General features: G+C 47.9%; 9 protein-coding genes. 3 read left to right on the top strand and 6 right to left on the bottom strand.

All coding sequences use genetic code 11. The annotated features are described in order from the left end of the window. Window positions 1-47 precede the first annotated feature (47 nt). Entirely contained in the window at window positions 48-1,853 is a 1,806-nt protein-coding gene (locus tag D0B88_RS18140) for a glycoside hydrolase family 2 protein (RefSeq protein WP_151058914.1), read from the bottom strand. Window positions 1,854-2,180: 327 nt separating this feature from the next. Between D0B88_RS18140 and D0B88_RS18135 the strand changes: the two genes are divergently transcribed. Next, window positions 2,181-6,017 carry an NAD(P)-binding protein gene (locus D0B88_RS18135; RefSeq protein ID WP_151058912.1) on the top strand — a complete coding sequence of 1,279 codons (3,837 nt, stop codon included), beginning with the start codon at window positions 2,181-2,183 and terminating at the stop codon, window positions 6,015-6,017. 49 nt (window positions 6,018-6,066) lie between these two features. Here the strand turns inward: D0B88_RS18135 and D0B88_RS18130 are convergent, their stop codons facing one another. From D0B88_RS18130 to D0B88_RS18110, 5 genes are all read right to left on the bottom strand, one after another. Then, the gene (locus D0B88_RS18130; RefSeq protein ID WP_225318451.1) at window positions 6,067-6,963 is read right to left on the bottom strand and encodes an alpha/beta hydrolase; all 897 of its coding nucleotides are present in this window, start codon (window positions 6,961-6,963) and stop codon (window positions 6,067-6,069) included. A gap of 458 nt (window positions 6,964-7,421) precedes the next feature. Beyond that, window positions 7,422-7,907: a hemerythrin domain-containing protein gene (locus D0B88_RS18125; protein WP_151058908.1), complete on the bottom strand. Its 486-nt coding sequence runs from the start codon at window positions 7,905-7,907 to the stop codon at window positions 7,422-7,424. A 158-nt stretch (window positions 7,908-8,065) separates the two neighbouring features. Then, on the bottom strand, window positions 8,066-9,232 hold the full coding sequence (locus tag D0B88_RS18120; protein ID WP_151058906.1) for a zinc-dependent alcohol dehydrogenase: 1,167 nt from the start codon (window positions 9,230-9,232) through the stop codon (window positions 8,066-8,068). A gap of 64 nt (window positions 9,233-9,296) precedes the next feature. After that, window positions 9,297-11,741, bottom strand: coding sequence for a catalase (locus tag D0B88_RS19190; protein WP_151058904.1), 2,445 nt, complete (start codon window positions 11,739-11,741; stop codon window positions 9,297-9,299). A gap of 59 nt (window positions 11,742-11,800) precedes the next feature. After that, window positions 11,801-12,709: an SDR family oxidoreductase gene (locus D0B88_RS18110; RefSeq protein ID WP_151058902.1), complete on the bottom strand. Its 909-nt coding sequence runs from the start codon at window positions 12,707-12,709 to the stop codon at window positions 11,801-11,803. 382 nt (window positions 12,710-13,091) lie between these two features. Here D0B88_RS18110 and D0B88_RS18105 point away from each other — a divergent pair, with 382 nt between their 5' ends. Next, window positions 13,092-14,012 (top strand): iron-containing redox enzyme family protein, encoded by a 921-nt coding sequence (locus tag D0B88_RS18105; RefSeq protein ID WP_151058900.1) that lies wholly within the window; start codon window positions 13,092-13,094, stop codon window positions 14,010-14,012. Beyond that, complete coding sequence (locus D0B88_RS18100) at window positions 14,005-15,030, top strand: methyltransferase (protein ID WP_225318450.1); 1,026 nt, start codon at window positions 14,005-14,007, stop codon at window positions 15,028-15,030. The genes D0B88_RS18105 and D0B88_RS18100 overlap by 8 nt, the downstream gene beginning before the upstream one ends.

Raw genomic sequence — 15,030 nt, 5'->3', positions numbered from 1 at the left:
GTGTTATAATTGCAGCAAATTATTTCCTGCCGTACAGTCAATTCACCTTAATCGCCAACCAGTTTATTGCAAGTTGCCGCGGCGATTTTATCGAGCGGTAATTTTGGGGTTCTGTCAGCAAAAAGCAAACCGTTGGCTTCTTGAAAGGTGTCTGCAAATTGGGTGTAGCAAAATCCGCTGAACATGCTGGTCTCGTTAACGACATGCAGCAAATCGCGATAGCTGTGAAAATATTCTTCGTCGCTAAAGGCTTGTGAATAACCCCAGACTTCTTCTCCGTCACCTGCATTTGGTTTGGCGTAGGCTATCCCGCCGAATTCGGTCAATACAATTGGCTGTCCGCGATGGGGGTATCCATCCAGCGTGAGTATTCTTCCTCCCGGGCGACGGCGATCAAACAATTCTTGTTGTGCGGATGAGCCATAGCGTGCGGCCAGACTTTGCGGGTTGGCATCGTAATCGTGAATGCCGATGATATCCGTTGCCGATGCTTCCCAACCGTCGTTGCCAATAACCGGGCGTGTAGAGTCAAACGTGCGCGTTAAATGATAAAGCGCTTCAACTGCATTGCGATGCGCTTGGGTGGAAGTTAAATTCGGCACGCCCCAGGATTCATTAAACGGTACCCAAACAATAATGCAGGGATGATTGTAATCGCGCTCAATAACTTCAGCCCATTCGCGCACCAGGCGCCGCACTGCTGTTGGTGTAAAACGATAAGCCGAGGGCATTTCTTCCCACACCAATAATCCCAATTTGTCGGCCCAATATAAATAGCGCGGATCTTCAATTTTTTGATGTTTTCTAACACCGTTAAACCCCATGGCTTTGGCGAGTTCTACATCGCGCCGCAGGGCATCATCGGAGGGGGGAGTCATTAAAGTATCGGGCCAGTATCCCTGATCCAGCACAAGGCGTAAAAAATAGGGGCGGCCATTCAGCATAAAACGATCACGATTAATGTGGGCCGAGCGCAATGCGGTGTAGGAGCATACCCTGTCAATTATTTCGCCGTCACGCCACAACATTATTTCTGCATCCAGCAATGTGGGGCGCTCCGGGCTCCAGAGTAATTCGTTGCGCGAATCATCTATACCAGGGTCAGACAAACTTAATTTCCGCGCCGCTTCGTTGCTGAAAATTTTGTAGTGATCATCGGCTAATAATTTTCCCTGGTGAGAGATTTTTACTTGAACAGTAAAGTCAGCCTTCAGGTCACCGGCAATAATGGTATCGCACCCGATTTCAAAACCATCAAAATTTGGGGTCCAGCGAATTTTTTGAATATAGGTAGATGCAACAGATTCCAACCATACAGTTTGCCAAATACCCGTGGTGCGCGGATACCATATGGAGTGTGGTTGTAATTCCCAATCCTGTTTTCCGCGCGGTTTTGCTAAATCGTGCGGGTCATCTTCCGCATAAACTGTCACCAGATGATGTTCGCTATCGCCCATGGCATGAGTAATGTCAGCGGTAAATGGCGTATGCCCACCTTCGTGCTCCACCACTAAATGCCCGTTCACCCATACTCGCGCCCGATAATCCACTGCGCCAAAATGCAGTAATACGCGTTGGCCTTGCGCGAGCAATTGAAAGTCACGTTGATACCAGCACGCATGGTGGAAATCACAATTGCCAATACCACTGGCTTTTGACTCCGGCGGATAAGGTACAAGAATTTCCAAGTCCCATTTAATGGAAGTCGGCTTAATTGAATCCGTCTCAGTGGAATAAGAAGGATCGGAAAATTGATTTTCATCATCAAACGAAAATTTCCATATCCCGTTCAGTGATAACCAATTTTCCCGAACCAATTGCGGGCGAGGGTAGGCAAATACAGCTGCTGTCATTTTATGCTCCGGGAGCCTGTTGCTATTGCTGATCGATATCGCAATAGAACGCGTGTTTAAAAATCAGCCCGACTATAGCAATTAAAATAAAAATGTAAGGTACGTTAACGTACAGAGCTGCTCTGCAATGCACCCTAATATGAACAGGATTAGGGGCTTTTATTAAAAGCACCTCACTTTAATGACAGAAGCGACAACGGGGCTATTTTTGGAAAAATAAAATCTCCAGCCCCTGAACTATTAGTCGCGACTGTTAATAAACAGGATGCAAAAAAAACCGATGCAAATTTTATCTGCGAGAAAAATAATCATGCCAGTGCACCGGTCATGAGTGACTCCTCCAAAACCCCATTTGCCTCCTTTTGGCAAGCAGGGTATGAAGGAGCTGATCACGTCAATCGCGCTCAAAAAGCTTTGTCGATGAATCAATCGACGGGTCATGCCACTAAGGCTTTTGATGATTATGCAATGCTGCAACAGTTCGGTATAAAAACCGTAAGGGAATCGATTGGTTGGCGGCTAGTAGAAATCAATAACGAATTCGATTTTTCTTCCGTTGAATTTCGTGCACGTGCCGCACAGGCATTAGGTATTCAAGTCTGCTGGACATTTTGTCACTACGGTTGGCCCGATGATGTTGATGTCTACGCTGCGGAATTTATTACCCGTTTCGCCCGTTTTTGTCGTGCCGCCGCCGAATTTTTAGAACCCTTTTGTGATTCCCCGCCAATTTATTCGCCGCTCAATGAAATTTCATTTACCAGTTGGGGCCTGTCAATTCATTTGTTTCACTGTAAAAACATGTTTGATGAGCGGGCGCAAACTGAAGCCAAACGTCAATTAGTGCGCGCCACCATTGCGGGGTGCGATGCGATTTGGGCGGTGAATCCGGCAGCGCGCATTTTGCATTGCGATCCAATTATTCATGTGGTTGCACCCACTGAACGGCCGGAATGGAAACAATGGGCTGTGGATTGGAATTCAGCGCAATACGATTCATGGGACATGCTATGTGGACGGCGTGAACCGGAGTTAGGTGGGCATCCCCGTTATCTTGATCTTATTGGTGCTAATTACTACCACGACAATCAATGGGAGTGTGGTACCCACACCAAGTTGTGGTGGCATTTGGGCGATGCGCGCCGGCAACCGCTGCATGAAATGTTAGTTCAATTACAAGCGCGCTATAACCGCCCAATATTACTCGCTGAAACCAGTCATGTAGGAAGCGGGCGCGGAATATGGCTGCGACAAGTTGCGGAAGAAATAGCATTCGCTTTAACAAAAGGTGTGGCGTGCATCGGCATTTGTCTCTACCCCGCGATCGACCGACACGATTGGGAAAATGAACACTATTGGCACCACAGTGGCCTGTGGGATATCGAAAATGCCCCCGAAAATATGCAGCGAATTTTACCTGCCGCTTATGCAGAAGGTTTGCGACAAGCACAACGCCTATTACAAAAATTTCACACAACGACATCTGCCCAAACAGCTTCAGGAGCTTATATGCCAACCATTATTGTATTTTGTCATTTGCGCTGGGATTTTGTTTATCAAAGACCACAACATTTACTCAGCCGATTGGCGCAGCATTTTGAAATTATTGTTGTTGAAGAACCCTTCTATCACGAAGGCGCGAGTTTTATTAAAACTTACTCACCCGCTGCCAATATTACTGTGTGTCAGCCGCATACGCCTATTCATGCTGGCGGCTTTCACGACGATCAGTTACAGGAATTAGAGCCTTTGATTGCAGGATTAATGCGCCCAGGTGAGAAGCCCATCGTCTGGTTTTATACACCTATGGCCTTGCCCTTATTGAAACAATTACCGGCGGCGCTGGTTGTTTATGATTGTATGGATGAACTCTCCGCATTTCAAAATGCGCCCAAACAATTATTACAGCGCGAGGCAGCCTTGCTAAAGGTTGCCGACATTGTGTTTACCGGTGGGCCAAGTTTGTACCAGGCGAAACGCAATTTACATCCCAACGTGTATTGTTTTCCAAGCAGCGTCGATGCTGTGCATTTTGAGCAGGCATTGGATCGCAGCAATGGCCATCCCTTACAAGACAATATTGCCGGCCCACGGTTGGGTTTTTATGGGGTGATCGATGAACGCCTAGATTTGAATTTAATTACCGCACTCGCCGATGCCCATTCAACCTGGCAAATTATTGTGGTGGGGCCGGTGGTAAAAATTAATCCGGATACTTTGCCAAAACGCGCCAATATTCATTATTTTGGCCAACAACCTTATCAAGTATTACCGCAATTTTTGTCGCAATGGGATGTATGTTTACTGCCTTTTGCATTGAATGAAGCCACACGTTTTATCAGCCCCACCAAAGTATTGGAATACATGGCAGCGCAACTGCCTATCGTAAGTACCGCAATCAACGACGTTGTAGTTCCCTATGGCGACATAGTTGCGATTGGCTACGACACCCAAGAATTTATCGATGCCTGTGAGGCAGCCTTGGTGCTATCTGCTCAGCAACAACTGGCACTGGCTGACAAAATGCGCGCCGTAGTCGCGGCCACCTCCTGGGAGCGTACAACGGATTCCATGTTTCAATTAATTGATTCATTAACCCCGCTAGATAAAACACGCCGTATTGAAACAGCAGAAGCCAAAAATGCCGATGCTTTTTCAGGCTCGCCTGCGACTGCAAAAATTAATTCCCTGCGTCCCCCCACAGCGCTGCAGTCCATTAGCTGCGCCATTATTGGTGCAGGGCCTACAGGGTTAAGTGCGGCCTATCATTTAGGGGCAGATACGCTTTTACTTGAACGCAATTCAACAGTGGGTGGCTGGTGCAGGTCCATTAAGGATAACGGCTTCACGTTTGATTATGCGGGTCACATTATGTTTTCCAATGATCCCTATGTATTAAAACTCTACGATATTTTATTGGGTGACAATCAACATTGGCAAAATCGCGAAGCCTGGGTCTATAGCAAAAATGTTCACACGCGCTATCCATTTCAGGGCGCACTATTTGGTTTGCCTCCGGAAACGATTAAAGAATGTATTATCGGCGCCGTCGACGCTCGCCATAATCCCACCAACAAAAAAGAATCTGCTGCCGCGCAATGCATCACCACCAAAGGGGATGGTGCAGCAAATGTAGAAGACTGCTGCGCTGACGGCACTACCGACGTCGCCAATGCCAGTAAAACTGCCAGTAAACGCGAAACGCAAAATTTTGAGGAGTTTATTTACACCGTGTGGGGCGCAGGTATTGCCAAACATTTCGCCATACCCTACAACCAAAAATTGTGGACGCTACCGCTAACTGAAATGGAAACCTCATGGCTGGGTGGGCGAGTACCTTTGCCAGACTTGAGCGAAATTATTGATGGTGCGTTGCAACCCGTTGGCAAACCAATGGGGCCAAACGCCCGTTTTGGATATCCTCGCCAGGGCGGTTTCCAAGCGTTGGTGTCTGGCTTTTTGCCGCATATAAAAGGGCAGATCGAAGTGAATGCCAATGTGGTGCAATTGCTACCGCGCGAGCACATCATTTCCCTGGCAGATGGGCGCCGTTTTCAGTACGACAATTTAATCAGCACTATGCCGCTACCGGAATTAGTCCGGTTAATGGGGAGCCAAGCACCGAAGGAAGTTCACGACGCCGCCCGTGGGTTACGCCATATTTCCGTGCGCTGTGTGAACATCGGTATTAATCGCGAAAAGGTTACCGACAAACATTGGATTTATTATCCGGAAGACACCATTTTTCATCGCATTTTTGTGCAGGGAAATGCCAGCCCGGAATGTAACGCACCCGGTGGTTTTGGCTTTACCTGTGAAATTTCCTACTCCCCCTGGAAACCCTTGCCTCTCGATGGCGATGCATTAATTTCGCGCTGCATTGAGGACTGCATAAAAGTAGGAATGATGGATGCCGACGATAAAGTGATCACCGCAAATCTGGTGGACATGCCTTACGCTTATGTCATTTATGATCACGCACGCGCAAAAAATGTTGCAATCGTAAAAGCGTGGCTGGAAAAGCAGGACATTATTCTCGCGGGGCGTTACAGCGAGTGGGAATATTATAATTCTGACCACGCGTTTCTTGCCGGGAAAAAAGCGGCTGAAAAAGTGGTTCATCAAATGAATGTATTAAAAACGACTGCAGAAGTTGGCTCTTAAAGAATAAAAGTCCGCCGCCATAACGGCGGACTTTACTCGTAGTCGTTAATTAAGATTTAACAAAACCATTCACTTCCAGCCAATACATAAAGGATTCAAACCACTTGTTACTGGTGCGATCAGGGTTGCCTAAGCCGAAGCCGTGACCACCGTTTTGATACAAGTGAAATTCCACGGGGATTTTTGCGTCGTACCAGGATTTAATTAATCCAGCTTCTCCGTGAAATAAAAAGTCATCCACCGCGATAGCAACAAACATAGGTGGTGCATTTTTAGGTACCTCAACCGCATTCATGCCGCCATAAATCGGTGCGATAAATGCCAGCTTAACTTTTTTGGATTGCAAGGTGGTGGCCATGGTTAAACCGGCGCCGGCAGAAAAACCCATCATGCCGATTTTTTTCATATCCACATTCCATTCTTTCGCGCGGCTGTTAATTAAGGCGTAAGCGGCTTCCACATCGGCTAATTGATTACTTAAATCCCACTGCGGCCGTGCGGGGGCTTTTTTATCATCCGCCGGTTTTGCGGCGTCGGCAAAACGTTGGTTCATTTGATTTTCAAATGCTTCCAGTGAATCTGCGGTGGGCTGCAGGCGATATTTAAGTACAAACGCATTAATGCCGCGCGCTGCCAAAGCCTCAGCCACTTCCCAGCCTTCATTTTTCATGGAAAGCCACATAAAACCACCACCGGGCGCCACAATTACACTGGTGCCATTGGCTTTTTTCGGGTCAGCCAAAAACGGTGTGAGTGTTGCTTTGGTAATGTTCCGCGCCATAGGGTCACCCCACTGGCGAAACCAGGATTCCTGCGCGGGTTGATTCTCCACCCCGCCGGTATTCAGTGGAATTGCGCCCGGTTCATTAGGTGCATCCATGGGGTACATTTTTCCATCTTGCGCAAAAATTGCTGCGCTGTTCAGGCAAATGAACCCAAAAACCATTGACCGTAAAAATACCTTTAATTGCCGTTGCATTGTGTTATCTCCATACAGCATTTCATTATGTAAAACTTCACGGCGGCTGCAATTATTCAGTCGCCAGTAAAGTTCATCGCGGAGTTCTGCGCATAATCTGGTGATTATTTATTAGCTCTTGAGCTTCGTCGGTTGTTGTTGCGCAGAACAATGGGCGTGTTTGGTTTTTATGAATCAGCAAAAAATATTTATTAGTAAAATCCTTGGCATATATAAATGCGCAAGCCCATATATCTAAGGGGGCGATTTAATAGCAAAATAAACTATATTATATGACAAGTGTTGCGCAAGGCGTTTGGGGTTAATTTCTGTAATGGAGTGGGTCTGTAGTAGGGATCTACAGTAATTGCATGTGAGCAATAATATGGAGGGGTCAACCGGGTTTTAAATGCCGGGCACCAGTGTACGGCGCCCGGCAATAACATCTATGGCTTTGCCATTAACTCTTCTTTGCGTTGCGCCAATTGCTCGCCAAGTGCGTACAAATCTAGTTTGCTGGCTTTTACTTTGGGAAATAGTTCGTTCTGTTCTTCTTTGACGTGGTGTTTTACGTATTCAGAAAGTACTTTGACTTTTGCATCGTATAGCGCATCTTCCGGGTTGCCGTCTTCAATTTGCGCGATCAGATCTTTCAGTGTTGCATGTTCAACAATGGCTTCTGGAATTAATTCTTTATCTTTGAGTTCAGCCTGCACTGGAGGGTAAAAAATTTCTTCTTCAATTTGTGCGTGCACGGTTAATTCGGTACAGATTTGTGAAACCAGTGCTTTCTTTTTGGTGGATGAACGAGCCGCTTCATATTGCTGAAACAACAAATCCACTGCTTTGTGATCCGCTTTTAACAGTGCAGTAGCTTCTTGGGCCTTGGGTGATTTATCGGTGCTAACGGGTTTCTTTTGTGCGGTTGCCATATCAATCTCCGGATCTTGGTTTGGGGGAGGGCTCCAGTGCGAGCCTTGAGTATTTATAGGTGATTGGTGACGCTATCTCGGTGCTGCAACTAACATACAGTGATAAAAATCAGGGAGTTATTTATTACCAATAAAAATTTCCTGATTAAAAAATTGTTTTAAGGTCGTAAAATTATTTTCCTGCATGCATCTTCTTTTTTATCAAATATTCGATATCCCTCGGCGGCTTGCTCAAGGCTTAGACGGTGGGAAATAATAATTTCCGGGCGCAAATCACCTTGCAGAATATATTCAATCAGCGTCGGCAAATAAGATTGCACATGAGTCTGCCCCGTTTTAAAACTTAGCCCTTTTTCAAATACGTCGCCAAACATAAAGCCGTGAATAAAACCGGCGTATACACCCGGTACGCTAATGGTGCCACCGCGCCTTACGGCGGCTATACATTGGCGCAGGGCGGCACCACTGCTGCCTTCCATTTTTAATGCGGTGAGTGCTGTTTCCAGCGTGCTGCCTTTCGCTTCAAAACCCACAGCGTCAATGGCGGCGTCAACTCCGCGATAACCAGCGGTCTGTTCAATAATCGCCGCGGCCGGGTCATCTATCTCATCAAAATTAATGGGGATAACACCATAATGTTGCACCGCAAAATCCAGACGGTATTGATGATGATCCACCATAAATATTTGTTGCGCGCCGAGCAGGCGAGCACAGGCGGCGGACATAAGTCCCACTGGCCCTGCACCATGAATGACCAGACTACTGCCGTGGCCAATGCCGGCATTGAGCACGGCTTGATACCCGGTGGGGAGAATATCCGAGAGGAAAAGGACACGTTCATCGTCAATGCTGTCGGGAATTTTGAAGGGCCCGACGTTGGCTTTTGGCACGCGAACAAATTCTGCCTGACCGCCGGGAATTCCCCCGTATAAATGACTAAAACCAAACAGCGCAGCACCGGCAGGAATTTGTTTTTTGTTGAGAATTGCACCGCGCCCGGTGTTAGTGGTTTCGCACGCAGCTTGCAAATTCATGGCACAAAAAAAGCAACTGCCACAGGCAATCACAAATGGCACCACTACACGATCACCCTTGGCAACAGCCGTTACGCCGCTGCCCACTTCCTCCACAACGCCCATAAATTCGTGACCAAAAATATCGCCATCTTTAGTCTCGGGAATTTTTCCGCGATAAAGGTGTAAGTCAGAACCGCAAATGGCGGTGGCGGTGACTCTCAAAATAATATCGTCGCTTTCTTGAATAATTGGATCGGGCATATTATCTACCCGGACATCATTGCTGCCGTGATACGTGAGCGCGCGCATAGTGAACTCCCATCCAGTGAAATGACTTACTTGATTTTTTGCTCCCTGCTTATAGGCTCCGGCATTACATTGCTGATGGATCTGTTTCGCGCTCAAATGAACGGTGCCCGGCTAAGGCGGTTTTAAATTTGGCGAGTGAATCGGTTTGCATTTTTTCCTCATCAATAATAATGGCGGGATCGGCATCGCCATCGGCAAAAACCGTGGGAATGCCTGCTGCGGCTATTAACATTCCGCCACCGATGGCATAAATCGGTTTGCAGTGGCGATGTTGTTGCCGCACAAATTCGAGGGGATCAGCACTGCGGGGGAGCGATGCATCACCTTGCATAATAATTACGCCGTCATAGAGCACTGCAGGGCCTGCTTCCAAAGTGATCTCTATATCCAGCGTCGTACCTTCAGCGGTTTTTATTTTGCCCAGGCGTGCCCCCACTAATCTTGGTACGGCACCTTCTTGCAGCAAGTCGTTATAAACTGCGAACACACTTTTTTGCGCAACGCCCTCGCACACCAAAATCGCTACCCGGCGTGTGGCTATACCGGTTACGCCAGGGCGGGTTAATAACGATAGCGCCGGAGAGGGAGGGTAGGATGGAATAGGTAAGTTGGATGCAAGTGGCATTGCCGGTGGCAGTTCGATACCCAAACCATCGGCAACACACTTTGCCAATAGCGCATCAACATTCACCAGCAGTGACACCACCCGCGCACGCACAGCCGGTGTTTGCACCCGTGTCAGTTCAAAACGAAACGCGTTAATAATGTGTGTTTGTTCGTCCGGTGATTGGCTCTGCCAAAAAAGTCTTGCTTGCGAATAGTGATCCGAAAATAGTTCGGGATTGCCGCGTACTTTATCTTCCGCAATGGGTTCAGGAAAACTTTTGTAGCCCGACATTCCCGCTTGAAATGGACATCCGCCTGCCAGTGAATTGGGTTCGTAATTCACCCGGCCGCGATTAATTGCCTGGCGATGCATGCCATCGCGTTGATTGTTATGCACTTGCGCTAGGGGTGAATTGATGGGGATCTCATGAAAGTTTGCGCCGCCCAAGCGACTAATTTGGGTATCCACATAAGAGTGAATCCGGCCTTGCAATAGCGGGTCATTGGTGAAATCGATACCTGGAATGACATGCGCCGTACAAAATGCAACTTGTTCAGTTTCGGCAAAAAAATTATCCGGGTTTCGATTCAATACCATCTTGCCCACCGCGATCACTGGCACCAATTCTTCCGGTACTAATTTGGTGGGGTCGAGCACATCAAAGGGGAAACTATTAGCGGTCTCCTCTGAAAATATTTGTAGGCCCAATTCATATTCCGGAAACGCGCCTGCTTCAATTGCCTCCCATAAATCGCGGCGATGAAAATCCGGATCGGCGCCGATAATTTTTGCGGCCTCATCCCACACCAAGGAGTGCGTACCGGCAAGCGGTGTCCAGTGGAATTTACAAAATACCGATGCGCCGTCTGCATTCACCAAACGAAAGGTGTGCACACCAAAACCTTGCATAGTGCGATAGCTGCGTGGAATGGCCCGGTCGGACATTTGCCAGAGCAACATATGCGTGGCTTCCGGCATTAGCGACACAAAATCCCAAAAGGTATCGTGGGCACTGGATGCCTGCGGCATAGCGTGATGTGGCTCGGGTTTAACGGCGTGAACCAAGTCGGGAAACTTCATTGCATCCTGAATAAAAAACACCGGAATATTATTGCCCACCAAATCCCAATTGCCTTCATCGGTATAAAATTTCACTGCAAAACCGCGCACATCGCGCACCGTATCGGCAGATCCACGTTCACCGGCGACTGTAGAAAAACGCGTGAATACCGGCGTGCGTTTTCCTTTTTCACTAAACGGCGCGGCGGTAGTGAATTCGGTTAAGGCGCGATAGCACTCAAAATAACCATGGGCGGCCGAGCCACGCGCGTGCACCACACGTTCTGGAATACGTTCATGATCAAAATGGGTAATTTTTTCGCGCAGAATAAAATCTTCCAGCGCTGTTGGGCCGCGCAAACCAATTTTTAACGAGTGTTGGTTATCGGCAATCGGTACGCCTTGGTTGGTGGTTAGCTGTTGGTTGCTGCTATCCACTCTCACGCGATCCAAGGAACTAACCGTGGGGTTTAATCCAGGCATTGTTGTTCCATCACCTGTTTTGGGCGACTCAATAATTTCTGTTGAGGTGCTGCCGCCGGCAGCGGGCGAATCAGGTTCCACTGTCGCTCCCGTAACCGGTGTGCGTGAAGCCTCACCGTATTCGTGCGGTTTATTGAGGTTCGAAGGGATTTTTTCTGCCAGCTTTTGACCGCCTACTGTTTTGTCCAACAGTCGCTGTTGAATCGGGTCATCTGCCCCCAGCGTTTGTGGCGGCTGATCAGCGGAGGGCCCGGCAACGGTGCTCAGCACTGAACCGGCACCCGCTGTCTCTGGCTTGCCAGCGCCGCGTTTATCATGGCTACCGGATTTATGTTGGGTTGTTTTGGATGAATCGTTCATAAAAATATCCTTACTAAAATCGCCTATTAATCGGAGGAATTGTTTTGAAATATTTCAGCTCAAGGTAAATGTGCACCGCCGGTGACACCAATCACTTCAGCGGTGATGTAACTGGATTCTTGCGAAGCGAGAAAAACAAATGCGGGTGCAACTTCTGCTGGTTGTCCTGCGCGCCCCAGTGGAACTTTGTCGCCAAACCGACGCAGTTTTTCTTCGGGCTGACCGCCACTTTGTTGGAGTGGTGTCCACACCGGGCCGGGTGCAACGGCATTCACACGAATGCCTTTTTTAATCAGCATTTTCGCCAAACTTTTGGTGAATGCAGTGATGGCACCTTTGGTGGATGCGTAGTCCAATAAACCGGGGGAGGGCTGATAGGATTGAATGGACGTGGTATTGATAATGCTGGCGCCGGGAGGCATGTGCGGTACTGCGGCTTTGGTAATCCAAAACATACCAAATACATTGGTCGCGTAGGTTTCAACAAATTGTTTGGTAGTGAGATCTTCCAGCTCTTCCACAAATTGCTGTTTGCCTGCATTGTTGATCAAAATATCAATCGACCCTAATGCTTCAACGGCTTGTTTTACCAAGGTTTTGCAAAAATTTTCGTCGGTAATGTCACCTGGAATTGCAATTGCTTTTTGTCCCGCCTGGCGAATCATATTCAGTGTTTTCTGACCATCAATTTCTTCACTGGGCAAGAAGTTAATCACTACATCTGCCCCTTCACGGGCAAACGCGATTGCCACCGCGCGGCCGATACCGGAATCGCCACCGGTAATAAGTGCCTTGCGCCCATCGAGCCGGCCTGCGCCGCGATAACTCCGTTCACCGTGATCTGCCTGTGGTGCTAAAACTGCATCCAATCCCGGGTCTGGTTGTTGCTCATCGGCCTCGCCTTGACCTTGGCTTTTGGGGTATTGCGTTCGTGGATCTTGCATGGCGTGCTGATCAGAATTTTTCATCACATCCTCCTTAGGTTGATCGGTGAATGTGAAAGAGGGTGGTCTTATCTTTCCGCTGCATCTGTGCGGTAGCTAACGTGAGGGCAATTAAAATTCGCTTTGCGCTTTGATAGTTGTGCGTGAAGCAGAATAAATTGTTGCGTCTAATTCAACTTGCTGAAAATGCGCATGGGCCAACAGGCATAAATATTTTCATTATATTTATGAGTAATTAAAATTATTTTTAAGTGTGTGTTTTAAAAACTATTTCAATAAATACCCCATAAACCATTCTCTTATGGAGGTTGTGTGCAGCAGCGTACAGAGACGGTGCATGTGATCCACTAAGGTCGCCGGATGATAGTAAATTCATGTCGGAAAATATTGGTGATGCGGAGGTTTTATGTATCTCTCTGGAATAGACCCGCAAACATTTCACGTTACGCTTGCTAACTTTAATCGTTCACGAACGGCGGTTGCTATTCCGTGTGACGAGTGGGAAGCGGATGAAAGTGCAAGTCTTAAAATGCGTTTACTCGAAGGTCGATTTTTGGAGGAGATGCGCTCATCTGTTTGCTCGCTGGTCGATGGTGTAACAACAAATCCTGATGAATTTGTTGGCTGGTTTGAGTCCCTTATTGAGTGGGGGCCTGGTCAAAATCATCCCTTATTTGATTGGTTGGCAGATCACGCGTCTGCCGAAGAAATGAAATGGTTTCTCACGCAGGAGGCAGCGGGTGAGGCGGGCTTTGATGATCTGGTGGCCTACACGCAAGTTAAGCTACCAACCCAAGCCAAACTCGAATGTGCCCGTAATTACTGGGATGAAATGGGGCGCGGCAAAACCAAAGCAATGCACGGCCCATTATTGGAAGCGATGGTGCAGGAATTACAGTTAACTCCATCCATTGAAACTACAGAGTGGGAATCTCTGGCTTTGGCAAATACCATGTTGGGGTTAGCGACATCGCGCCGGTATACCTATCAATCCCTGGGCGCGCTGGGCGCTATCGAATTAACTGCACCCCGGCGCGCCGCAAAAGTATCGCGCGCAATGCAGCGGCTGAAATTTCCACGTAGATCACGCCGCTATTTTGATTTGCATGCAGCGATTGATGTTTTTCATTCGCGCGCATGGATTCAGGAAATTGTACGGCCGCTGGTGAGTTCGCACCCTGAAAGCGCACGATTCATCGCTGAAGGTGCGCTCATGCGGTTGAGTTGTGGTCAGCTCTGCTACGACAAATATAGTCAACATATGAAACTCAGGCTTCCGGCGATTTCACGCAAAAAATCTGTTGTGGCGGAACCGGTTTATGCCTAATCGTCGGTATGAGGTTGCGCGTTATGGTGATCAATATCTTATGCGTACATCCAATGCTAAACGCATTATGTTGTTAGAGGAATTACTGCGTTCCATTGCCTTACAGGGCTACAGTTTTACCACGGTGACACCGCGCACCCATGAACGGTTTTTACTGGGTTTTGACGGCCTTGCAAAGAATGCGCGCGATGTGTTTGGCTGGAACCTGCCATTTAATGCCGCCGTTCTACCGCCCCTTATATTTACATTAATGACCGAGGCCGATTTGTTGTTTAATGGCGGCGATTGTTTCCGCAGCAAAATCCGTATTTCCTCCTTGGGTGAGGATTTATTTTTGCATTCCTATTTCCCGACCAATGATGCGGATGCCGTTTTTTTTGGGCCAGATACTTACCGCTTTGCTCGCTTCGTGCAACATTCGCTGCGCTTGTTTCAATCGCGCTCCAGCTTTGCGCATCGCAGTATTCCCGTTAGGGTATTGGATGTTGGTTGTGGCAGCGGGGCCGGAGGAATCGCGGCAATCCGCGCCTTACCAACTCACCAGCTCTATGAATTAAATTTAAATGATTTAAATTCCACGGCGCTGGATTATGCGCGTATCTGCGCCAATGTGGCCGGCATACCAATAAATGCACTGCCGGGTGATTTTTTTAATATCAGGGGTTTGGAATTTGATCTGATTGTATCCAACCCGCCTTACCTCAGTGATCCGGCGGGGCGCTTGTATCGAGATGGCGGCTCACATCTCGGGTTAGCGTTAAGTTTACGTATTGCAAAGCATGCGCTGGGTTTACTTGCACCGGGCGGCCACTTTCTTTTGTATACGGGCATGGCCATCACCAGCGATGACAATAATCCACTGCTATCGGAATTATTACCCTCGTTGGCGAGCGATAAATTTCAATGGTCGTATGAAGAAATCGATCCGGACATATTTGGAGAGGAACTTGAGCAACCCTATTATAAAAAAGCGAATCGTATTGCCGCTGTGGGGCTGACTGTGACGCGAATAAAGTAA

The sequence above is a fragment of the Cellvibrio sp. KY-YJ-3 genome, assembly GCF_008806955.1.
Classification (GTDB): Bacteria; Pseudomonadota; Gammaproteobacteria; order Pseudomonadales; family Cellvibrionaceae; genus Cellvibrio.
The sequence above is the reverse complement of the archived record's forward strand: the minus strand, read 5'-3'. Positions and strand labels throughout refer to the sequence as shown.